At 67.9% G+C, this 20,790-nt stretch carries 22 protein-coding genes and 1 riboswitch; of the genes, 11 read left to right on the top strand and 11 right to left on the bottom strand.

Going from position 1 to position 20,790, the window contains the following annotated elements:
• The 5 genes from ribD to QZ847_RS13305 form a co-directional block, all read right to left on the bottom strand.
• Positions 1–969, bottom strand: a complete 969-nt coding sequence (ribD, locus tag QZ847_RS13325; protein ID WP_366930197.1) for a bifunctional diaminohydroxyphosphoribosylaminopyrimidine deaminase/5-amino-6-(5-phosphoribosylamino)uracil reductase RibD — start codon at positions 967–969, stop codon at positions 1–3.
• Between the two features lie 7 nt (positions 970–976).
• The gene (locus QZ847_RS13320; RefSeq protein WP_294357218.1) at positions 977–1,324 is read right to left on the bottom strand and encodes a hypothetical protein; all 348 of its coding nucleotides are present in this window, start codon (positions 1,322–1,324) and stop codon (positions 977–979) included.
• Between the two features lie 38 nt (positions 1,325–1,362).
• On the bottom strand, positions 1,363–2,712 hold the full coding sequence (locus QZ847_RS13315; protein WP_294357216.1) for a glutamate--tRNA ligase: 1,350 nt from the start codon (positions 2,710–2,712) through the stop codon (positions 1,363–1,365).
• Between the two features lie 40 nt (positions 2,713–2,752).
• Positions 2,753–3,643 (bottom strand): zinc ribbon domain-containing protein, encoded by an 891-nt coding sequence (locus QZ847_RS13310; RefSeq protein ID WP_294357214.1) that lies wholly within the window; start codon positions 3,641–3,643, stop codon positions 2,753–2,755.
• Between the two features lie 83 nt (positions 3,644–3,726).
• Complete coding sequence (locus QZ847_RS13305; RefSeq protein ID WP_294357212.1) at positions 3,727–5,172, bottom strand: S41 family peptidase; 1,446 nt, start codon at positions 5,170–5,172, stop codon at positions 3,727–3,729.
• Positions 5,173–5,338: 166 nt separating this feature from the next.
• Between QZ847_RS13305 and QZ847_RS13300 the strand changes: the two genes are divergently transcribed.
• Positions 5,339–5,689 (top strand): hypothetical protein, encoded by a 351-nt coding sequence (locus QZ847_RS13300; protein WP_294190302.1) that lies wholly within the window; start codon positions 5,339–5,341, stop codon positions 5,687–5,689.
• Between the two features lie 29 nt (positions 5,690–5,718).
• On the opposite strand, the gene QZ847_RS13295 is transcribed toward QZ847_RS13300, so the two are convergent.
• The 3 genes from QZ847_RS13295 to QZ847_RS13285 form a co-directional block, all read right to left on the bottom strand.
• A complete protein-coding gene (locus QZ847_RS13295) occupies positions 5,719–6,150 on the bottom strand; it encodes a DUF1810 domain-containing protein (protein WP_294357210.1) in 432 nt (143 codons plus the stop codon).
• Between the two features lie 426 nt (positions 6,151–6,576).
• On the bottom strand, positions 6,577–7,614 hold the full coding sequence (locus QZ847_RS13290) for a diguanylate cyclase (RefSeq protein WP_294357208.1): 1,038 nt from the start codon (positions 7,612–7,614) through the stop codon (positions 6,577–6,579).
• A 138-nt stretch (positions 7,615–7,752) separates the two neighbouring features.
• Positions 7,753–8,292 carry a peroxiredoxin gene (locus QZ847_RS13285; protein WP_294357205.1) on the bottom strand — a complete coding sequence of 180 codons (540 nt, stop codon included), beginning with the start codon at positions 8,290–8,292 and terminating at the stop codon, positions 7,753–7,755.
• A gap of 64 nt (positions 8,293–8,356) precedes the next feature.
• Here QZ847_RS13285 and QZ847_RS13280 point away from each other — a divergent pair, with 64 nt between their 5' ends.
• Positions 8,357–9,181, top strand: coding sequence for an inositol monophosphatase family protein (locus QZ847_RS13280; RefSeq protein ID WP_294357203.1), 825 nt, complete (start codon positions 8,357–8,359; stop codon positions 9,179–9,181).
• A 42-nt stretch (positions 9,182–9,223) separates the two neighbouring features.
• Positions 9,224–10,105, top strand: a complete 882-nt coding sequence (locus QZ847_RS13275; protein ID WP_294357201.1) for a polysaccharide deacetylase family protein — start codon at positions 9,224–9,226, stop codon at positions 10,103–10,105.
• Positions 10,106–10,108: 3 nt separating this feature from the next.
• On the opposite strand, the gene QZ847_RS13270 is transcribed toward QZ847_RS13275, so the two are convergent.
• Positions 10,109–10,642 carry a hypothetical protein gene (locus QZ847_RS13270; protein ID WP_294357198.1) on the bottom strand — a complete coding sequence of 178 codons (534 nt, stop codon included), beginning with the start codon at positions 10,640–10,642 and terminating at the stop codon, positions 10,109–10,111.
• 27 nt (positions 10,643–10,669) lie between these two features.
• Entirely contained in the window at positions 10,670–12,760 is a 2,091-nt protein-coding gene (locus QZ847_RS13265) for an AsmA family protein (RefSeq protein WP_294357196.1), read from the bottom strand.
• Between the two features lie 170 nt (positions 12,761–12,930).
• Between QZ847_RS13265 and rpmI the strand changes: the two genes are divergently transcribed.
• Both rpmI and rplT read left to right on the top strand, forming a co-directional pair.
• Positions 12,931–13,134, top strand: coding sequence for a 50S ribosomal protein L35 (gene rpmI / locus QZ847_RS13260; protein WP_019515415.1), 204 nt, complete (start codon positions 12,931–12,933; stop codon positions 13,132–13,134).
• Positions 13,135–13,152: 18 nt separating this feature from the next.
• On the top strand, positions 13,153–13,527 hold the full coding sequence (rplT, locus tag QZ847_RS13255) for a 50S ribosomal protein L20 (RefSeq protein ID WP_093006686.1): 375 nt from the start codon (positions 13,153–13,155) through the stop codon (positions 13,525–13,527).
• Between the two features lie 138 nt (positions 13,528–13,665).
• Here rplT and QZ847_RS13250 read toward each other — a convergent pair whose 3' ends face one another.
• Positions 13,666–13,959 (bottom strand): hypothetical protein, encoded by a 294-nt coding sequence (locus QZ847_RS13250; protein WP_294357194.1) that lies wholly within the window; start codon positions 13,957–13,959, stop codon positions 13,666–13,668.
• A gap of 73 nt (positions 13,960–14,032) precedes the next feature.
• Here QZ847_RS13250 and QZ847_RS13245 point away from each other — a divergent pair, with 73 nt between their 5' ends.
• The 6 genes from QZ847_RS13245 (at position 14,033) to thiC (ending at position 20,696) form a co-directional block, all read left to right on the top strand.
• Entirely contained in the window at positions 14,033–14,848 is an 816-nt protein-coding gene (locus tag QZ847_RS13245; protein ID WP_294357192.1) for a sterol desaturase family protein, read from the top strand.
• Positions 14,793–15,203 (top strand): DUF2141 domain-containing protein, encoded by a 411-nt coding sequence (locus QZ847_RS13240; protein WP_294357190.1) that lies wholly within the window; start codon positions 14,793–14,795, stop codon positions 15,201–15,203. Before QZ847_RS13245 ends, QZ847_RS13240 begins: the two co-directional genes overlap by 56 nt.
• A 64-nt stretch (positions 15,204–15,267) precedes the next feature.
• Positions 15,268–16,155 (top strand): MipA/OmpV family protein, encoded by an 888-nt coding sequence (locus QZ847_RS13235; protein ID WP_294357188.1) that lies wholly within the window; start codon positions 15,268–15,270, stop codon positions 16,153–16,155.
• A gap of 153 nt (positions 16,156–16,308) precedes the next feature.
• A complete protein-coding gene (locus QZ847_RS13230; RefSeq protein WP_294357186.1) occupies positions 16,309–17,361 on the top strand; it encodes a ferritin-like domain-containing protein in 1,053 nt (350 codons plus the stop codon).
• 54 nt (positions 17,362–17,415) lie between these two features.
• Positions 17,416–18,531, top strand: a complete 1,116-nt coding sequence (locus QZ847_RS13225; RefSeq protein ID WP_294357184.1) for a ferritin-like domain-containing protein — start codon at positions 17,416–17,418, stop codon at positions 18,529–18,531.
• 168 nt (positions 18,532–18,699) lie between these two features.
• A riboswitch (TPP riboswitch) is annotated at positions 18,700–18,809 on the top strand.
• A gap of 39 nt (positions 18,810–18,848) precedes the next feature.
• Positions 18,849–20,696, top strand: coding sequence for a phosphomethylpyrimidine synthase ThiC (gene thiC / locus QZ847_RS13220; protein ID WP_294357181.1), 1,848 nt, complete (start codon positions 18,849–18,851; stop codon positions 20,694–20,696).
• Positions 20,697–20,790: the final 94 nt, after the last annotated feature.

Genomic DNA, 20,790 nt, shown 5'->3' with positions numbered 1-20,790 from the left:
TCAACCGCGCTCGTAGACCTCGAGGCGGTCGCTGCCAAGCGCACGCGCGTCGGTGAGCCGCCAGCGTCCATGCGCATCTGCGAGGTCGGTGAGCCCGATGTCGGGGAGCGTACGCCCGCCGCCGACGATCACGGGCGCGCGGTACAGCAGTAGCCGGTCGACCAGATCGGCGGCAAGGAACGCCGCGGCGGTGCGCGCACCGCCCTCGACCAGCAGGTGGTCACCCGCGAGTGCAGCGATCTCGGCCGGTCGCGCGATCGTCCGCACGCCGTCGATCGGTCGCGACGACAGCACGATGCGCTCGGGTGAACGCTGTTCGAGGCCGGGCAGACGTACATCGAGCCGCGGGCGATCAGCCTCCCACGTGCCGCGCCCGACCAGGATCGCCTCGTGACGCGCGCGTTCGAGATGCGCGTGCGCGCGTGCCCCCGCGCCGGTGATCCACTGGCTGCGTCCGTCCACCATCGCCGCCGCGCCGTCGAGCGACAGCGCGAGCTTGAGTGTCACGAATGGTCGCGCACGGACACGGCGGGTGAGAAACCCGGCCATCACGCGCGCGGCGTCGTGCTCACGCACCCCGGTGTCGACGACGATCCCGGCGGCGCGCAGCCGGTCGATGCCTCGCCCGTCGGTGCGCGGATCGGGATCGCGGTGCGCAACGACAACGCGCGCGACATCGGCAGCGACCAGCAGGTCGCTGCACGCCGGTCCACGCGGCGACACATGCGCGCATGGCTCCAGCGTGACATAGGCGGTCGCACCCGCGGCACGTGCTCCCGCCTGTTCCAGCGCCATCGCCTCGGCATGCGGACGTCCGCCCGCCTGCGTCCAGCCGCGCCCGACCACCACCCCGTCGCCCACGATGACGCATCCGACATTAGGATTCGGCGCGGTCATCCCGCTTGTCCGCTCGGCGAGCGCAAGGCTTGCGCCCATCCAGCGCGCGTCGTCGGCGGGCGGGCTGGTCACGTGTCGGTCAGAGGCCGAGGCGGTTCATCGCGTCGTCCATCTTCTTGAACGATTGCCGCAACTTCTCCTCGCGTGCGGCCTGCTTCGCCCTGGCGGCGTCGATCGCCGGCTGATCGATTTTCTGCTGCGCGATGATCTGCGCGTCGGTGCGATCGAGGCGATATTGCTGCACGTAGATGATGTTGGGTTTGTACTCCTTCTCGAAATACGAGTCGTGCGCGAAGGCCCAGATCAGCGTGCTGGTGATCACCACCGCGAGCACGAGGAACCACAATTCGTACGGCTGCCGCTGGCTGAGGAAGAAGCGGAGGTCGCGGTACGCACGCACCGGGGACATGCGGCTGAAGAATTGCATCGGCACGATATAGGACGTGCCGACGACGGCTGCGAGTCCTACCCGCGCGCTGCCGCCTCCAGCCGCTCGACGCCGCGCGCCTGCCCGATCAGCGGCAGCAGCGCCGCCATGTCGGGGCCGTGATCGCGCCCGGTCAGCGCGCGGCGAAGCGGCAGGACCAGCGCCTTGCCCTTGCGTCCCGTCTCCCCCTTCAACCGGTTGGTCAGCGTGTGCCACGCGTCCCCTGTCCAATCGATCTCGCGCGCCGTGGCCGCGGCTTGTGCGAGATAGTTGGCGTCCTCGCCCGCGGGCACCGCCTCGATCGGCCCCTCGACGACGTGCCACCAGTCGGCTGCCTCCGCCACCGTGTGGAGGTTGGGGCGCACCGCTTCCCAGCCGGCCGCGTCCATGCCGGCGGGCAGGCGAGCGGCGACGCGCGCGAACGGCAGCTGGTGCACGACCCGCGCGTTGACCTGCGCCAGTTCGACCTCGTCGAAGCGCGCGGGGGCGCGGCCGAAATGCGCGAAATCGAACGCCTCGATCAGCGGCGCAGGGTCGATCACCGGCTCGACGGGATCGCTGGTGCCGAGCCGGGCGAGCAGCGAGACGATCGCGGCGGGCTCGATGCCACTCTCGCGCAGTTCGTCCATGCCCAGCGCGCCGAGCCGCTTCGACAGCTTGCCCTCGGCGCCGGTCAGCAACGCCTCGTGCGCAAAGCGCGGACGCGTCGCCCTCATCGCGTCGAACATCTGCAATTGCAGCGCGGTGTTCGACACGTGATCCTCGCCGCGCACGACGTGGGTCACCCCCATGTCCACGTCGTCGATCGCGCTCGGCAATAGGTAGAGCCACGACCCGTCGGCGCGGCGGATCACGGGGTCGCTCAACTGCGCCGGGTCGAACGACTGCGATCCGCGGATCAGGTCGTCCCATTGGATCGGTGCGGCGTGATCGAGCCGAAAGCGCCAGTGCGGGCGCGTGCCTTCCTCGGCGAAGCGCGCGTGATCGGCGTCGGTCAGCGACAGCGCGGCGCGGTCGTAGATGGGGGGCAACCCGCGCCCGCGCGCGATCTTGCGCTTCAGGTCCAGTTCCTGCGCGCTCTCATACGCCGGGTAGATGCGACCGGCGTCGCGCAATGCCGCGAACACCGCCTCGTAGCGATCAAAGCGCGCCGACTGCCGCTCCTCTAAATCGGGATGGAGCCCCAGCCAGGCGAGATCGGCGTGGATCGCGTCGACGAAGCGCTCCTCGCTGCGCGCGGCGTCGGTATCGTCGATGCGCAGGATGAAGCGTCCCCCATGCTTCCTCGCCCACATCCAATTGTGCAGCGCCGCGCGCACGTTGCCGACGTGTAGCCGACCGGTGGGCGAGGGTGCGAAGCGGGTAACGACAGGTGTGGCAGCGGTCATCGCGCCGCCCTAGGCGAGCGCGGGAACAGGCTCAACCGCGTCAGATGCGGCAGCCGAGCAGCACCGTCGTCGTCGCCTGCCGCCTGACCGACGCGCACCGCAAACGCACCACCGATCCGCTGGCGAGCAGGTCGACCGCGTCATCCTGTCCGCGCGCCAGATCGGCGACGACGATGCCGCCGCGGCGATATCCCTCCAGGCTGAGTGCCGGAGGCGAATCGGACAGGAGCCCGATCACCGTGCCGCGAACGGTGACTGGTCCGGGGAACTCGGCAAAGGCGCGCTCGGGATCGTCGTTGAACGCGGCATCGATCGCGGCGGCGGGGATCGCGGCCTCGCCGTTCGGGTCGAGCGAGGCGGGCGAACCGATCTCGTCGCCGGTCTGCGCCAGTTCGGGGGTCGGCGTATCCGACGGGGTGGGCGTGGGCTCGGGCGTCGGCGCAGCCGCGACCTCGGACGGCTCGGCGCTGGGTGCCTCGTCGGGTGCCTCGGTGTTCGTGGCGGTCTCGGCGACCGGGCGTACACCGTCGCGCTGCTGCCAGAAGACGACGGCGAGCACCGCCAGCGCGACAAGCGCGAGGATGACGAGCAACCGCGTGCCCGTGCCGCCGCGCTCTTCCTCGTCGTCGTCATCGGTGTCGGCGTTCGGGGGGCGGCGGTCGTCGCGGTAGCGCTCGTCGACCGCAGGGCGGGTTGTGGGGCGGGATGCAGGCTGGGGATCGGGTCCGAAGTGCAGCCCGTCGGACGGGAAGTCGTGATCGGGGGTGACTACCGGCACGCGAGGAGCGGGCGGCTCGCTCGCCCCCGTGCGGTCGTCGAATGCGCGAACGGCGTCGGCCGACGCGTCGGGCAGGACGACGGGTGCGCCGCAACGTGCGCAGAACCTGGCGTCATCGGGCAGGCGCGCGCCGCACTGGGTACAGAATGCCATCGCTCGCCTCCTTAGTTCGCACCGAGCGATCCGCGACTAGCCCAGCGGACCGGCGCCGAACAGTGCGCCCGGCGGTGTGCGCGTCAGAACAGTCCGGGCGTCTCGCGCTGCGCGGTCGTCGGTCGCGCGGGGCTCAGCAGCTCGCGCGATTGCGCGAACGGCGTCGCGGTGCGCTCCAGCGAGGCGGTGGCGCCGATCCGCGTGCAGCCGCGCCCTTCGATGAAATCGAGCGCGGCGCGCGTCGATGCCTCGCGCGGGTCGCCGAGCGGATAGGTCGAGTCGTCGACTGCTTGGCACGACGCCTCCACCTTGGTCGCGAGCCCGTCGTAATAGTCGCCCTGCTTCGCCGCATTCTGCAACGCGAAGGCGATCACGCGCAGCCGGTCGTCGCACTGCGACCGGTCTAGCGCGATCTGCCCCACCGGTTTGCCATAGGTGTTGCTGCCGACCAGCGCGACATTGGCATGCAGGTACGGGATCATCGCGTTAATGACATATTCGCTCGCCGAAGCGGTGCCGCCGGTGCCGATGAACGCGATCTTGGTCGGGGTGATCGTCTGCGGTTGCTGCGCGAAGAACGTCGTCTCGTTGTTCGACGATTTCGACGCGCGGAAGGTGGTGTAGCTCTGCACGTCGTTGGTCGAGCGCCCGCCGCCGAGCAGGTTGGTGAACAATTCGGCGATCGAGATCAGCCCGCCGCCGTTGTAGCGCAGGTCGACAATGACGTTGGTGATGCCCGCGTTGCGGAACTGCTGGAACGCGCTGCGCAAGCCCGGATCAGCAGTGTTGATGAAGGTGCGCAGGTTGACGTAGCCGACGCGCTGGCCGTTGTCGGTGATGATCTTGGCACCGTAGCGCGAGGATACCGGCGTCAGCGTGTAATCGGCCTTGGTCAGCGTGACGGTCCGCGTGCCCGTCGCATCGTTGACGCGCAGCACGCGCGTGGTGCCCGCCGTGTCGGGGCCGAGCGCGTCGACCACGCCCTGCGTGCCCGATGCGGCGATGATGTCGCTGGTGGAGCGCAGATTGTCCGCGCTGGTGCCGATCGCCACGATCTCGGTGCCGCGGTCGAGCCCGGCGGCGAGCGCCGGCGCGCCCTCGAACGCCTCGATGATGCCGACGCGACGATTGGTCGTGTCATAGCCCAGCCGGATACCGAACCCGCCGCTGGTCGTGCCCGAGTTGTAATAGGCATTCTCCTCGGCGATCGAGGTGAGATAAGTGAAGTAGCGATCCTTGCGCTGCGCCCGTGCGGTCGCGGTCAGCGCGTCGATATAGGCGTCGACGCTGGAATAAGGCGACGGGTCGAGCGAGGCGGGTAGCGTTTCGGGAAACAGGTACCATTCGTTCAGCTGCGCGAAGGCCCAGTTCTGCCGGTCGCGGAGCGAGCAGCCCGCGGCGGCGGTAGTCGGCGTGGGCGTAGGGGTCGGCACCGTACCCGTCGCAGCGCCCGATCCGCCGCCATCGCCGCCACACGATGCGAGCAACGCCGTGCCCGCCAGCAAACCGGAAAAACGCCCGTACCGCATCCTCACGCTCCACTTGCCCGAGACAGCTCGCCCGAGATTATTTTGTACGTGTAACGCGTTCAAAAGACGCCGTCATTCGCGAATATTGCCGGTTCGGCACCGATCTCGGTTGGATCCGTGCGCGCGGAACGATCGTTCGATCGGCGGAAAGGGAGTTTTCGGAACAATGACGATCCGCCGCTTCGCCTTCGTGGCCCCCGTCCTGCTCGCCGCATGTGGTCAGCCCACCACGGCAACGGTCAACGCGACCGATCCTGCGATGTCGAACAGCGATGCTAGCGCGACCAACACCGCTGATGCGATCGCCTCGCTCAACGAGGCGCAGCGCAATGCGGTGCTGTTCCGCGCTATTCGCGACGGCAACGAAGCGTGCCAGGAGATCACCGGCGCGACCGCGACCCAGTCGCTCGACAACAAGCCGGCGTGGCTGGTCACCTGCGACAAGCGGCAGCGATATACCGTGGTGCTGCGCAACGGCGACACGGCACTGGTGACGCCGGTCACGACGCAGAACTGATCGTCGGCGTTGGTCGGGTGCGACTTCGCTCAGCGCCCGACCAGCCGCAGCGTTGCCGGGTCCGGTGCGGGGAAAAAGGCCGCGAGCGTGTGCGCGGCAGTCGGTGCTGCGCCGGCGGCATCGAACAGCGTCAGTGATGAACGCAGCTTCACCGCATCGATCTCGCCCATGATATCGCGCGCGTTGCGCCCTTTATGCCGCAACAGTGCGGTGCAGCAGGCGAGATAGCGTGGTCCGAGCAGCGGGTACGCGAGATAGGCCTGCGCCTCAAACAGATCGTGAATGGCGTAGTGGATCGCCGTGGCGCTGCGGCCAAGCCCGGCGATCTGCGGAAAGATGAACCACATCCAGTGGCTCTGCTTGCGGCCCGCGGTCAGTTCGGCGAGTGCGCGATCGTAGCTGTCCGCCTGCGCGGCGACGAAGCGGTTCAGATCGTGGGAGACATCGAGTGGGTCTGGCATCCGGGCCTTAACGCGGACCCCGGTCAAGAGGTGCCGCGATCAGGCGACCGCCGCACCCACGTGACCCCAGAGCAGCAGTGACGTCGTGACGAAGCCGAAGGTACCGATCACGAGCGGATGAGCGGCAAGGCGAGAGAAGGTGATCATTTCCGGTCCCTCACGCGATCGGCGAGACGGGAACGGCGGCACCGATCATCAGCGCGGCGACCGAGAAGGCGGCGACGAGAGCGAATGCCTGGCGACCGAGTGCGTCAAAGGTGCGGATCATGGTGGTAACTCCTGCTGGTCGATCGGCTGATCCGATCGATGCAGGAGGCTTTGCATCTCGCGTGCCAATTTCGAATTTTCGGTGCGATCAAAGACTTAGAAAGGCAGGCTGATCTGGTATGGCGCCGTGCGCCGCAGTGAGGCGCGAAATGCGCCAGATTATGGCGCGACGATCGTCTGACCGCGCCCGGCCTGCTTCGCGGCGTAGAGCGCGCGGTCGGCACGTTCCATCAGCGGGGTCAGCGTGTCGCCCGCATATCCCACCGCGACGCCGGCGGAGAAATTGATCGTGCCGATCGGTCGATTGGAGTCGCGGTCGCGCAGGTGACGTGCCGCGATGGCGTCGCGCGCAGCCTCAATCCGTGCCAGCACCGCAGCCTCGTCCTCTGCCTCGAACAGGAGCGCGAATTCCTCGCCGCCGTAACGCGCGACCGTGCACGCGACTTCGGCTTCGAGCATTTGCGCCACCAGTTTCAGCACCCGGTCGCCGACCGCGTGACCGAAGCCGTCGTTAACGCGCTTGAAATGATCGATGTCGCAGATCGCGAGCGCGACCGCTGTCTCGGGGGACAGCGCGGCGAAATGTTCGTCGAAAGCGCGGCGGTTGAGCAACTCGGTCAAGGGATCGGTCTGAGCGGTGGTGCGCGCTTCCTGCAGCGCGGCGCGCAGTTCGGCCGTCTCGCTCTTTGCCTGTTCGAGTCGCGACTCAGCCTGGTGGACCCGGTCGATCATTGCCGCGGTCAGGTGCGAGATCCGCTCCACGCCCGCTCCCGGGCCCGAACTGCGGATCGCCTCGGCGGTTTCGGCCAGGTCACGGCCGAAATGGTTTGTCTCGCTGTGGATCGATTGCAGCGTGTCGCTGAAATCCTCGATCTGCGCGAGCGTACGGGCGACCAGCTCGACATCGGGACCCGAATCGCTGGCCTGGTCCGGTTCGGCTGCCGCCTGCACCGGTCCGTCGCGGACGAGCGCGAGGGCAGTGCTGATCGGCACGTTCGCCAGCCGCGCGACATCGGCGGCAAGCAAGCGGACGCCGTCCGCCGCTAGCGCCTGCATTTCACGCGCGCGCACGCCGAGCGGGTTGCAGACGACGTCGTAGGCGAAGGCATAATTGGCGGGTTCCGGCCCCAGCCGATGCTCGGCGAGGAAGGCGCCCACGGCCGCGAATACGCCTTGAGGCTCGCTGCCCGCACGCACGTTCCTAGCCCTTGATGCCACGCCACCCCCAGCTGCTTTTATTGCTGATCGTCCGGTTATGACAGAAGAGCTAACATCTGGTGTCGCATATTCGACAAAAATCTTACGTTTTGTTGCAAACGTGCCTTGCGCCTCGGCTCAGCGGGTGCCGAGCTGCTTAACCGCGGCGAGCGTCATCTGAACGTGCTCGGCCGGGTTCATGTCGGAATGGACGAAGGCGATGCGACCGGTGCGATCGATCACGTAGCTGGTCCGGCTGGTGACGTTGCGGCCCTTGACCGCCTGACCGAGTGCCACGTCGTAGCCCGCGATCACGCGCGGCCCTGCGCTCGCCACCGCGAACTTGCCCGCGCACTCGCTCGACGAGAATTTCTGCAAGGTGGCGACATCGTCCGCCGACATGCCGATGACGTGGGCGCCGGCAGCCTCGAACTGCGGCACGGCCTGTGCAAAGGCGCGCGCCTCCGCGTTGCAGCCGCCGGTAAACGCGGCGGGGAAGAAGTAGAGCACCACCGGCCCGCGGCGCAGCTCTTTGGCGAGGTCGATCGGGATCACCTTGCCCGCCATCGCGCCACGCGTGGCGAACGCGGGCGCCTTCGCGCCGACCGCCAGCGTGGCGGCGGCGGGGAGCGCGGTGAGTGCAGCGGCGGCGGCAAGGGCGGTGGCGAGAATGCGCATCGATCGAATCTCCTGTTGCCGCGCATCCTAGCGCCGGCTCGCGCGCCGCGATAGGCGTCGGTGCATGCCCGTACGCCCCGCCGACATCCAGCTCGCCCACCGCCTCGCCGACGCCGCGGGCGCGGTGATCCGACCCTATTTTCGCAGCGCCGCCGGTGTCTGGTTGAAGGACGACAAGTCGCCCGTCACGCTCGCCGACACCGAGGCGGAAGCGGCGATGCGACGGATTCTCGACGCGGAGCGGTCGGGCGACGGCATCGTCGGCGAGGAATATGGAGAAAAGCCGGGCGTGACCGGGCGCCAGTGGGTGCTCGATCCGATCGACGGCACGCGCAGCTTCACCGCCGGGCGTGCGATCTTCGGAACGCTGATCGCGCTGGTGGAGGATGGCTGGCCGGTGCTCGGCATCATCGACCAGCCGGTACAGCGCGAACGCTGGATCGGCGTTGCGGGTCGCGCGACCGAGCTGAACGGGGCGCCCGCGCGTACCCGCGCCTGCGCCGCGCTGAAGGGCGCGACGATCGCGACCACCAGCCCGCACCTGTTCGCCGACGGCGATGTGCCGCACTACCTGTCGCTCGTCGCGGCGGTGAGCGGCAATGCACCGCGGCAAGGGCCGGTCTACGGAGGCGACTGCTACAACTACGGGCTGCTCGCATCCGGCCACCTCGACCTGGTGTGCGAATCGGGGCTCCAGCTGTACGATTTCGCCGCGCTCGTACCGGTTGTGGAAGGTGCAGGCGGGCGGATGTGCGACTGGAACGGCGACCCATTGACCGCGGCGAGTGCAGGCCACGTGCTCGCGATCGGCGACCCGGCACGTACCGATGACGTGCTGGAGGCGCTGCGTAACGTCGCGCACGATCATGATCATGCGCATGACCATTAAGCCGGATTGAGCCGATCGCGTGGTTGTCGCGTTGTGCCGCGCATGACCGTTTCGACGCCGCCCCGCTATGCCTATCGTGCGATCACCGACCGGGATGAGTACGACTGGCCCGGGGACAAGCGGCTCGCGATCTATTTCGGCATCAATTACGAGGTATTCGAATTCGGCGGCGGGATGGGTGCCGAACTCGCCCCGGCGAAGAACCAGCCCGACGTGATGAACTATGCCTGGCGCGATTATGGCAATCGTGTCGGTGCGTGGCGGCTGTTCGACCTGTTCGACCGCCTCCAGCTACCCGCCACCGCGCTGGTGAACGCCGACGTGATCCGGACTTGTCCGGGTCTCGCGGAGGCCTGCGTCGCGCGCGGTTACGAGATCGCGGCGCACGGCGAGAGCAACGCCGAGGCGCAGGGCGAGAAGTCGCGCGACGAGGAAGCCGCGCTGATCGCGCGCACCACCGACGCGCTGGCGGTGCTGGGAACGCGGCCGACCGGGTGGCTGGGTCCGTGGATTTCGGAAAGCCACGACACGCCCGACCTGCTCCACCAGGCCGGCTATCGCTACCTGCTCGACTGGGCGCACGACGATCAGCCGACGTGGCTGTCGACCGAGAGCGGCCGCATCCTGTCGGTGCCCTATTCGCAGGAGATCAACGATATTCCCGCGATCGTGGCGCGCAACGGTGAGGCGGCGCAGTTCGCGGCGATGATCGAGGATGCGGTGACGCAGTTGCTGTCCGAATGCGACCGCCGCCCGCTGGTGCTAGGCATCGCGCTCCACCCGTATCTGATGGGGCAGGCGCACCGTGTACCCCCGCTCGCACGCGTGCTCGAGCGACTGCGCGAGGCGGACGATCAGCGCATCTGGTGGACGACCGCAGGTGCGATCGCCGACCACGTGATCGAGCACGACCTGGGGGTGTGAGGCCTAACGCACGCAGATACGCGTGCGCTCGTTCACCCAGCAGTCGCCATCTCGCCGCACGGTGCCGAGCGGGTCCATCGCGTGGTCGTCGCCGGGGTCGGCGTTCCACGTCGCAGTGGCGGTCGCGTCGGCGTCGTTGTCCTTCGTCACGACGGCGAAGTGCGACCGCGCGGGCTTGCCGCTGTCCCAGGTGTTGAGCGTGTACTGATCGTTCCCCATCGGGAATACCCGGCAGCGGCCCGATACGAGCACGCGGCCATCAACCTTGAAATAACAGTCACGCATGGTCGAGCGCGAGTTGGCGGTGTCGGTCGGCGATGCGCTCGGGCTCGGGCTCGGGCTCGAGGAGGGGGCATCTGCCGCGACCGGCCTCGCGGGGGTCGCCGGTACATCGGCTCGAGCAGTTGCCGGCGCGGTGCGGATCGAGGCGGTGCTGTTCGCTGCTAGCTCACCTATGTCCTGCTGGTTGTCCGAGATGGACGGCTGGCTGCATGCAGCCGCCAGGGTAATCAGGCCGACTGCTGGGATCCGCTTCATCACTCGCTCCCTCACTTGCCCGGCGTGTCAGAAGATGCCGAGGAACTTTTTGCGCTTCTTCGGTGCCGCTTGCCCGTCACCGACATCGTTGCGCGGATCACCCTTGATGGTGCGCTGCGCTGCCGCCGTCTTGCCCGCGAGTACGGGATCGCATGCCGCCGCCTTCGCGTCGCCCGGATCGATGAAGGCGAGCAGCCCCGCGACCGGCGTCGCCAGCACGGCGAGGCCGAGTCCCGCGCCCGCGCGCGTCAGCAACTGCGGCGTGACCACGCGCAGCGTTGGCGCGGCGAATGTGCCTCCGATCCCGACGGGCGACTGTCCCGAGAACAGGCTGAATCGTTTCGAATCGGCGCGAAAGGCGAGGTCGACCGCCTCGGTGCGGAAACTGAAACCGCCGTGCCCCAGCACGACGTTCTTGCTCGTGTCGATCAGGATCGGGTCCGCTGCCGCGACGCCGCCGCGTACGGTGAAGCCGATCAGCCCGCAATTGATCCTGACCGGCTCCTTGAGCTCACCTGAGAACATCTTCTGCACGAAGGTACCGACGTCGAGCTCGGCCAGTTCGGCGTTGCGCGTCCACAAGGTGCCGGCGGGAAGGACGAAGGCGATGCGCCCGCGCGCGGTCGAGAGCGAGTCGTGGATCGTGTCGCCGCGCCCCGCCAGCTGGATGCGCCCGCGCACCGTCCCGCTCGTCCCCGCTTCCGCCACACCCCAGCCCGCGAGCAGTCGCCCGAGCGGGGTGGGAGCGAGCCGGATGTCGTAGCGCACGTCGCTCGGGCGCGAGCGGGTGTCGAACACCGCGTCGGCGGACAAATTGCCGCGTGCCATCGCGAAGGTCAGCGGCGACAGCGTCAGTTTGCCGTTCGTCAGGTCGAGCGTCACGTCGACGTCGCTTATCGGTACGCGACGCGATTTGACCGTCCGGATGGTCCATTTCAGGTCGGCGTCGAAGCGCCGCATCGTCTCGACCGGCAGCGCCGCGTCGGGCAGCAGCCGCGCCGGTGCCGCGCCCGTCGCGGCGGCGGCGGCGGTCACGCCCTTGTCCGCGACGATGTCGGGGTTGAAGCCGATGAACGGCGCCGCATCGATGATGTCGAGACTGCGCGTCGCCAGCTGCGAATCGAGGTGAAGCCGAGCGCCGTTGGTGATCGTCAGCCGCCCGGCCAGGTCGGTCGCGCCGGCGACGCCGGTAATTTGCGTGAAGCGGTATTCGTCGCCCGACTTCACCAATTGTCCGCGCAGGCGATACGTCCGTGTGCGCGGCAGCACCACGTCGATGATGCCGAGCAGCGTCGACAGGTCGCGTCCGCGCGCGCGCACCGACAGCGGCACGCCCTCGATATCGGCGAGGCTGGGGAGCGTGCCCGATACATCGACGGTGTTGCCGGCCGCACGCATCGTCGCGACCAGTTCGTTCTTGCCGCGGTTCACCGTCGCGTCGGGCGACAGCAGCCGCGCCGACACAGTGAACGGGGTCGAGCGGATCGTGCCGCCGCCGCGCACGCCCACCGCCTGCCCGATCCGCGCCTCGGTCGAGCGAATCGTGTCGACGTCCAAGTCGGCGAGCAATCGCATTCGCGGATCGCGGTAGCGGACCACCGTCCCGGCAATCGTCGCGCGGTCGATTCGCGGCAGCTCGAACGGCTTGCCGCCTTTGCTCTCGCTGAACGTCCAGGTGTTGGAATCGTGCGCCGCGTTCCATTCGAGGTCGAGCGCGCCGTTGGTCAGGTCGAGCCAGTAGAGGCGGCGGCGGCCGAAGATCAGCGACAGCGGCGCGATGCGCGTGTCGATTCGCTCGGCCGCGAACAGGTCGGGCTTGGTCGCCCAATCGGGATTGGAGACGCGCAGCCGCTCGGCGTAAAATTTGATCTGGAAGGGCGCGAAATAGAGCTGGAAGTCGCCACCGACGCTCACCTGCCGATGGACCATGCCGCCGACGAACCGTTCGAACGGATGCTTGAGGAAGCGTCCCTTGGTGATGAACAGGACCAGCCAGACCGCAAAGATCGCGACGATTATGCCTAGGAGGATGCGGCGGACGAGGTGACGGCGCCGCGGCGGCGTTCCGCGCGCGTCCTCGGCTGGGCTCTCGTCACCTGCAGCTGCCGCGGTCGTCATAACGGGAGCGCAACCGTCCGGCGCGGGCTTGGTTGCATGCCGCTGCCCCGTTGCGTTCTGCCGGCAACGCGGCTAAGGCGCGCGGCTTCACGAGAGCGTGACGCTATGGACTGCCCGGCCAACTGGGGCTGCCGCGGCTGTCTAGTCACGTTCCAACCGAAAGGACCAAAATGCCCAAGCTCAAGACCAAGAGCGGCGTGAAGAAGCGCTTCAAGCTCACTGCCAGCGGACTGCTGAAGCACGGCGTCGCCGGCAAGCGCCACCGCCTGATCAGCCATAACGCCAAGTACATCCGCCAGAACCGCGGCACCAAGGTGCTGTCGAAGGCCGACACCGCGACGGTGAAGGCCTGGGCGCCGTACGGCCTCAAGTAAGCGGGAAGGTATTAGCATATGGCACGCGTCAAGCGGGGCGTAACCACTCGCGCCAAGCACAAGAACATTTTGGAACAGGCCAAGGGTTACCGCGGCCGTCGCAAGAACACGATCCGCGTCGCGCGGCAGGCGGTCGAGAAGGCCGGCCAGTACGCGTACCGCGACCGCAAGGTGAAGAAGCGCACCTTCCGCGGCTTGTGGATCCAGCGCATCAACGCCGGCGTCCGCGCCGAGGGGCTGAGCTACAGCCAGTTCATGCACGGGCTGAAGCTCGCCGGCATCGAACTGGATCGCAAGGTCTTGGCCGATATCGCGATGCACGAGGGCGAAGCCTTCTCCGCGATCATCGCGCAGGCGAAGGCCGCGCTGCCGGAGCAGCAGCAGGCCGCCTGATCGGGCATCACGGCTGACGAAAAAAGGCGTCGGTGGAGCGATCCACCGGCGCCTTTTTCGTTTTGGTGCTGTTGTCGCGCGGGAGAGTCGGACCAGGGGGTAGGGCAACTCTCCGGGGCAAGCGGTGCCTAGGTCGACTCAGCGCGCCTGTGACCCGCTGTCCTCTACCGCGCGTGCACGCGCCTCGGTGGCGGCATCGGCCGCACCGGTGTCGAGCCCTGTGTCGACCGGGTTGGCCGCATTGGCGCCGCCCTCGCTCGCCGCGGCTGACGCCGCCGCAGCATCGGCCGCATCCTGTCCACCCAGCCCGCCGCCGCCGCCGGCGTCACCGCCCGGAGTGGCCCCGTCCTGATCGCGCAGCACCTGCGCCGCGGTCGTATCGTCGCGAGCATCGGTGCCGATCGTGTCGGGTGCGGCGTTGGGTTCGGTCATCACCATCTCCTTGTTTTCAGGCGGCTTAACGAGCGGGATGGGCGGATGATCCGCGATCGGCTACACAGGGTTCATGTCCGCGCTGTCGATCATCGCCGCCGTTACGCTGTCCGCGCTCGCGATGACGCTGATCGTCGGGGTGCGCTATCTCGTTACTTCGGCGGGGTTCGCGCTGGCGACGAAGCTCCGGCATCCCGGCCTTTACACCGGGCTCGACCCGCAGATCAGGCGCGAGATCTGGTGGAGCCTCATCTCCGCCGCGATCTACGGCATTCCCGCGGGCGTGCTCGCCTGGGGGTGGGAGCGGCACGGCTGGACGCGCGTCTACCGCGACGTGCAAGACTATCCGCTGTGGTATCTGCCGGTGTCGGTGCTCGCCTACCTGTTCCTGCACGACACCTGGTTCTACTGGACCCACCGCTGGATGCATCGGCCCGAGCCGTTCAAGCTCGCGCACGCGGTGCACCATGCCAGCCGCCCGCCGACCGCCTGGGCGGCGATGGCGTTCCACCCGATCGAGGCGCTGACCGGCGCTGTGGTAATTCCGCTACTGGTGCTCGCGATTCCGATCCACGTCGCAGCGCTCGGCTTGGTGCTGACGATCATGACCGTTATGGGTGTGACCAACCATATGGGATGGGAGGTTTTTCCCCGGTTCATGTGGCGGGGGATAGTGGGGCGCTGGCTGATCACGGCCAGCCATCATCAGCGTCACCACGAGCGGTACGGGTGCAATTATGGGCTTTATTTCCGGTTCTGGGACCGGCTGTGCGGCACCGACGACGGCGTCGGCGACTTCGCGCGCGCACATGCCAGGGCGCGCGCGCGCAGCGATGCTGGCGGGCGCGGGATTGCTGCTGATCGGGGCAGCGCCGGTCGCGTCGCTTGACGTCGGGATCGACCACCTCCGCTCGGGCAAGGGGCTGCTGCGCGTCTGCCTGACCGCCGATCCGGAGAATTTCCCCTCCTGCGTCGACGACAAGGACGCGGTGACGCGCAACGTGCCCGCGGCGACGCACGGGCTGCGCTTCACCGGGCTGCCGTACGGCACCTACGCGGTGGCGGTGATCCACGACGAGAACAGCAACGCGAAGCTCGATACCTTCGCCGGCATCCCGCGCGAGGGGTTCGGTTTCTCGCGCAATCCGCCGATCCGCTTCGGCGCGCCGCGCTTCGCCGCCGCGCGATTCACGGTGGCGGGTGATGCACAGCGGCAACAGATCGGCATGCGCTACATGCTGTAGTACGCGGCAACGGACACAAACCCGTAAATGCTCGTTCACGCGGGAACTAGAAGGGGAAAATATCGTGTCCGTCGTCCGTCCCGCCGCCCGCGCGGCTTTTCGTTCTGCCTGCGTGGCGCTCGCCGGCCTGGTCGCGCTGCCCGCCGCGGCGCAGACCAACGACATCAACCCGAACGGGCCACCCGCGCCGCTGGTCACCGGCGACACGGTGACGGTCGCGGTCGCAGGCGCGTGGCTGCCCGATTACGAAGGCTCGAACGATTATTCGCTGACCCCCGGCCCGGCTGCGATCGGCACGGTCGGCGGCATCTCGTTCCAGGTGCTCGGCAACCGCGCCTCGGTCGACCTGATCGCCGACGCGCCGACGTCGCGCTGGGACTTCCAGGCCGGGCCGGTCGGGCTCGTCAACTTCAATCGCACCAGCCGCAAGGGCATCGACGATCCGCGCGTCAAGGCGTTGCCGACGACGTCGACCGCGCTCGAACTCGGCGGTTACCTCGGCATCGGCCGCACGGGGCTGATCACCAGCGATTACGACAAGCTATCGGTCGCGGTCAGCTATCGCTACGACGTGACCGGCATCCACGACAGCGGCGTGCTCCAGCCCTCGGTCAGCTACTACACCCCACTCAGCCTGAAATCGGCGGTGGGCATCTTCGCCTCGGCCGAGAAGGTCGAGCGCGCCTATGGCCGCACCTATTTCGACGTGCGCCCGCAGGATGTGGCGGCGAGCGGTCTGCCCGCGTTCCGCACGCGCGGCGGGTGGAAGAATTACGTCGTCGGCTTCGCCGGTACCTATGCGCTGACCGGCGACCTGCTGCACGGGTTCAAGGTGATCGCGGGCGGCACCTACAAGCGTATGCTCAACGACTTCGGCGATACGCCGATCGTCAGCATCGCCGGATCGCGCAACCAGTGGCTGGGCGCGATCGGCATCGGTTACACCTTCTAAGATCACTGCCTGCCCGTCCGCGTTGCCGATCGGGCAGGCAGTGAGCCTTCGTTTGCACCCGCGCGCGCCTGCGCCTATCGACGGCGGCGAGTCATCTGCGCGAAAGCTTCGCTGCGGCAGAGACGCGTGGACGTGGGTAGAAGGATGCAGGCGATGGGCGAAAGCGAACTGATCGGGGCGCTCGACGCACGGGTGAAGCGGCGTGAGGAGCGGCGCGCGTTCTTCGGCCAGGCGTTGGGTGCCGCCGCTTTGGGTGGTGCGATGCTGACCGCCGGCCGCGCGGGCGCGCAGACCGCGACGCCGACCCCCACGCCGTCGCCGTCGCCGTCGCCGACCGCGACCTCCACGACGCCGATCCTGGGCCCGTCCGATTACCTGAACTTCGCGCTCAACCTCGAATATCTCGAGGCGAACTTCTACGCCTTTGCGACCACTGGCGCGGCGATCGCCTCGACGCTGCAAGGCGGCGTCGTCACCGCGGGCGTGCAGGGCGCGGCGACCGGCGGTCGCGCGGTCAACTTCACCGATCCCGTCGTGGCGCAATATGCGCGCGAGATCGCGGCGGACGAACTCGCACACGTGACGTTCCTGCGCTCCAGCATCGGGGCGCTGACGGTTGCGCAGCCCGCGATCGATCTGAGCCCGGCGGGCGCCTTCACCACCGCGGCGCGTGCCGCCGGGCTGGTGGGCGGTAGCGCGACCTTCGACCCGTATTCCAGCGACGAGAACTTCCTGCTCGCCTCGTTCCTGTTCGAGGATGTCGGCGTCACCGCCTACAAATCGACTACCGCGTTGCTCACCTCGACGCTGCGCGAGGCGGCGCAGGGTATCCTGGCGACCGAGGCCTATCATGCCGCGATGATCCGCGGGACCTTGTACCGCAAGGGAATCCAGACGCCGTCGCTCGGCCTGATCGAGGCGGCGCAGAAGATCTCGGATGCGCGCGACACGCTCGACGGCAGCGTGACCGAGAACCTGACGCTCGGCTACGCCCCCGACGACGATCAGGGCATCACGCCGACGACCAATGCGGCGGGCGAGACGGTGTCGAACATCGTCCCGCTTAACAGCAACGGCCTTGCCTACAGCCGGACAAGCGACCGCGTGCTCAACATCCTGTACCTCAACCGGGCAGCAGTGACCTCGGGCGGGTTCTTCCCCGCTGGCGTCAACGGCGCGATCAAGACCAGCGCCGCCGCGACCTAACGCGGCGCCTGTCTGCACCTGTCCGATCCTTCTCGCATAAAGTGTCCCGATCCCATGACCGACCTCATGACCGATCCCGAAGTCGCCAACACGATCCTCACCGCTTCGGCTGAGCGCCGCGCCGAGCGTCGCCGCTTCATCAAGCTGGCGAGCGGCGGCGTTGCGGTGGCGGGCGGGCTGACGCTGCTCGCCGCCTGCGGTGGCGGGGACAGCAATCCCGCACCGTCGCCGACACCGACGCCCTCACCGACACCGTCGGCGAGCAGCATCGCGGCCGAGGTCGACGTGCTCAACTTCGCGCTCCAGCTCGAATATCTCGAGGCGCAATTCTACGCCTACGCCGCGACCGGCGCGGGGCTGCCGGCGAATTTGCTGTCGGGCACGGGGACGCAGGGAGCCGTGACCGGCGGGCGCCGCGTCACCTTCACCGATCCGGTGGTTGCCGCCTATGCGCGCGAGATAGCGGCGGACGAGGTCGCGCACGTCACCTTCCTGCGCTCGGTGCTGGGCAGTTCGGCGGTGGCGATGCCCGCGATCAACATCGACGGCAGCGCGTCGGGTGCGTTCAGCACCGCGGCGCGCGCCGCCGGGCTGATCGGCACGGGCGCGGCGTTCGACCCGTACGCAAACGACGAGAACTTCCTCCTCGGCGCGTTCATTTTCGAGGATGTGGGCGTCACCGCGTACAAGGGCGCGTCGGCGACGCTGATCTACACCGCGGGCTATCAGGAAGTGACCGCCGGGCTGCTCGCAGCGGAGGCGTATCACGCCGGCCTGATCCGCACGACGCTCTACCAGAAGGGGCTCGCCACGCCGAGCTTGCGCACCAGCGCCGACGCGATCTCCAACGCGCGCGACGTGCTCGACGGTGTGCAGTCCTCGACCGCCACGCCGACGCCGACGCCCACTCCCACCCCGAGCGGTACGCCGACGGGGTTCCCGACCGGCGTCAACAATCGCGACGACGATCAGGGCATCTCGCCGACGACCAATGCTGCCGGACAGCTCGTCTCGAACATCGTGCCGACCGATGCGAACGGCATCGCATTCAGCCGGACGGTCGGACAGGTGCTCAACATCGCCTTCCTCAACAATGCGGCGGTGACGAGCGGCGGGTTCTTCCCCGCGGGCGTCAACGGCAATCTGAAGACTAGCGCCGCCAGTAACTGAGGCGCGGACGCCGCGGGCGATCGCCGATCGCCCGCGAGTCGTCACGGCGGCCAGCGGTGCCGCCCGGCACCGTCTGACGTCGTGGCGGCTGTTTGCGCGCTCGACCCCACGCGGCCTCACCCCGCACCGAATAACCCTTTCCCTCGCTCGCCTCGCGCGCCTATACCGGCCACTTCCCCGGGGGACCGCTGAGGCGGTTGAGAGGGGGGCGCCAGAGCCCCCGACCCGCTGAACCTGATCCGGCTGACACCGGCGTAGGGAGTGGAGCGGCGACCAGACAGGCCACCGATCCTCTCCCCCTTAGGAGAGAGAAGCGAATGGCAGATATCCAGGCCCGCAGCGAAATCGGCGTCACCACCGGCGCGATCCGCGGTTCCCGTAAGATTCACGTCGGACCACTCGGCGTCGCGATGCGCGCGATCGACCTCGATCCCTCGTGCGGCGAGCCGCCGCTCAACGTCTACGACACCTCGGGCCCGTACAGCGACCCGAACGCGCGGATCGACATCATGGCAGGCATGCCCGCGCTGCGTCGCGACTGGATCATGGCTCGGGGTGACGTAGAGGCGTACGACGCGCGCGAAATCCGCCCCGAAGACAACGGGCAGCTCGGCCCCGACCGCTCGGGCGGGGTGCAGCCGTTTCCGAACGTCAACAAGCGCCCCTTGCGCGCGAAGGCCGGCGCCAACGTCAGCCAGATGCACTATGCCCGCCGCGGCATCATCACGCCCGAGATGGAATATGTCGCCACGCGCGAGAATCTGGGGCGTGAGATGCTCAAGGAGTATGTCCGCGACGGCGAGAGCTTCGGCGCCGCCATCCCCGATTACGTGACGCCCGAGTTCGTCCGCGACGAGGTCGCGCGCGGCCGCGCGATCATCCCCAACAACATCAACCACCCCGAAACCGAGCCGATGGCTATCGGCCGCAATTTCCTGGTCAAGATCAACGCCAACATCGGCAATTCCGCGGTCGCGTCGAATGTCGCGAACGAGGTCGACAAGCTCGTCTGGGCGATCCGCTGGGGCGCCGACACGGTGATGGACCTGTCGACGGGCCGCAACATCCACGACACGCGCGAGTGGATCATCCGCAACTCGCCCGTGCCGATCGGCACCGTGCCGATCTATCAGGCGCTCGAAAAGGTCGGCGGCATTGCCGAGGAGCTGACGTGGGAGATCTTCCGCGACACGCTGATCGAGCAGGCCGAACAGGGCGTGGATTACTTCACCATCCACGCCGGCGTCCGCCTGCCCTACGTGCCGCTGACCGCCAAGCGCGTGACCGGCATCGTCAGCCGCGGCGGCAGCATCATGGCGAAATGGTGTCTGGCGCACCACAAGGAATCGTTCCTCTACGAACGCTTCGACGAAATCACCGAGATCATGAAGGCGTATGACATCGCCTATTCGCTCGGCGACGGCCTCCGCCCCGGCGCGATCGCCGATGCCAATGACGAGGCGCAGTTCGCCGAGCTGTATACGCTGGGCGAACTCACCAAGCGCGCGTGGGAGCAGGACGTTCAGGTGATGATCGAGGGCCCCGGCCACGTGCCGATGCACAAGATCAAGCAGAACATGGAAAAGCAGCTGGAGGCGTGCGGCGAGGCGCCCTTCTACACGCTCGGGCCGCTCACCACCGATATCGCGCCGGGCTACGACCATATCACCAGCGGCATCGGCGCGGCGATGATCGGCTGGTACGGCACCGCGATGCTCTGCTACGTCACGCCCAAGGAGCATCTGGGCCTGCCCGACCGCGATGACGTGAAGGTCGGCGTCGTCACCTACAAGCTGGCCGCCCACGCCGCCGACCTCGCCAAGGGCCACCCCGCCGCCAAGCTGCGCGACGACGCGCTAAGCCGCGCCCGCTTCGAGTTCCGCTGGCGCGACCAGTTCAACCTGTCGCTCGACCCCGACACGGCGGAATCCTACCACGACCAGACCTTGCCGGCCGAAGGCGCGAAGACCGCGCATTTCTGCTCGATGTGCGGCCCGAAATTCTGCTCGATGAAGATCACGCAGGAAGTGCGGGACTTCGCGGCCAAGCAGAATGCGCCGGTCGAGACGTTCGTCGCGGCGGAGGATGCCGAGGCGGGGATGGCGGAGATGAGCGAGAAGTTCCGCAAGAAGGGCAGCGAGGTGTATCTTCCGGCGGCGGAGTGATAGCCTTCGCCAACGTTAGGAAAGGGTGGGCTTTTGAATTTACGAGAACGAGTTTTCGAATGTTTGAAGGCCCACCCCGATCAGCGTTTTAAAG

This window comes from uncultured Sphingomonas sp. (genome assembly GCF_913778135.1).
GTDB lineage: Bacteria > Pseudomonadota > Alphaproteobacteria > Sphingomonadales > Sphingomonadaceae > Sphingomonas.
This window is presented reverse-complemented; position numbering and strand designations above follow the sequence as displayed.

Excerpts from the sequence above, each read along its gene's own strand:
- QZ847_RS13225 (WP_294357184.1), top strand. The coding sequence starts at position 17,416 with ATGACCGACCTCATGACCGATCCCGAAGTCGCCAACACGATCCTCACC.
- QZ847_RS13265 (WP_294357196.1), bottom strand. The coding sequence starts at position 12,760 with ATGACGACCGCGGCAGCTGCAGGTGACGAGAGCCCAGCCGAGGACGCG.
- QZ847_RS13305 (WP_294357212.1), bottom strand. The coding sequence starts at position 5,172 with ATGCGGTACGGGCGTTTTTCCGGTTTGCTGGCGGGCACGGCGTTGCTC.
- QZ847_RS13320 (WP_294357218.1), bottom strand. The coding sequence starts at position 1,324 with ATGCAATTCTTCAGCCGCATGTCCCCGGTGCGTGCGTACCGCGACCTC.
- rplT (WP_093006686.1), top strand. The coding sequence starts at position 13,153 with ATGGCACGCGTCAAGCGGGGCGTAACCACTCGCGCCAAGCACAAGAAC.
- QZ847_RS13300 (WP_294190302.1), top strand. The coding sequence starts at position 5,339 with ATGACGATCCGCCGCTTCGCCTTCGTGGCCCCCGTCCTGCTCGCCGCA.
- QZ847_RS13285 (WP_294357205.1), bottom strand. The coding sequence starts at position 8,292 with ATGCGCATTCTCGCCACCGCCCTTGCCGCCGCCGCTGCACTCACCGCG.
- QZ847_RS13295 (WP_294357210.1), bottom strand. The coding sequence starts at position 6,150 with ATGCCAGACCCACTCGATGTCTCCCACGATCTGAACCGCTTCGTCGCC.
- thiC (WP_294357181.1), top strand. The coding sequence starts at position 18,849 with ATGGCAGATATCCAGGCCCGCAGCGAAATCGGCGTCACCACCGGCGCG.
- QZ847_RS13310 (WP_294357214.1), bottom strand. The coding sequence starts at position 3,643 with ATGGCATTCTGTACCCAGTGCGGCGCGCGCCTGCCCGATGACGCCAGG.
- QZ847_RS13230 (WP_294357186.1), top strand. The coding sequence starts at position 16,309 with ATGGGCGAAAGCGAACTGATCGGGGCGCTCGACGCACGGGTGAAGCGG.
- QZ847_RS13275 (WP_294357201.1), top strand. The coding sequence starts at position 9,224 with ATGACCGTTTCGACGCCGCCCCGCTATGCCTATCGTGCGATCACCGAC.
- QZ847_RS13315 (WP_294357216.1), bottom strand. The coding sequence starts at position 2,712 with ATGACCGCTGCCACACCTGTCGTTACCCGCTTCGCACCCTCGCCCACC.
- QZ847_RS13240 (WP_294357190.1), top strand. The coding sequence starts at position 14,793 with ATGCTGGCGGGCGCGGGATTGCTGCTGATCGGGGCAGCGCCGGTCGCG.
- QZ847_RS13245 (WP_294357192.1), top strand. The coding sequence starts at position 14,033 with ATGTCCGCGCTGTCGATCATCGCCGCCGTTACGCTGTCCGCGCTCGCG.
- QZ847_RS13280 (WP_294357203.1), top strand. The coding sequence starts at position 8,357 with ATGCCCGTACGCCCCGCCGACATCCAGCTCGCCCACCGCCTCGCCGAC.
- QZ847_RS13270 (WP_294357198.1), bottom strand. The coding sequence starts at position 10,642 with ATGAAGCGGATCCCAGCAGTCGGCCTGATTACCCTGGCGGCTGCATGC.
- QZ847_RS13250 (WP_294357194.1), bottom strand. The coding sequence starts at position 13,959 with ATGACCGAACCCAACGCCGCACCCGACACGATCGGCACCGATGCTCGC.
- rpmI (WP_019515415.1), top strand. The coding sequence starts at position 12,931 with ATGCCCAAGCTCAAGACCAAGAGCGGCGTGAAGAAGCGCTTCAAGCTC.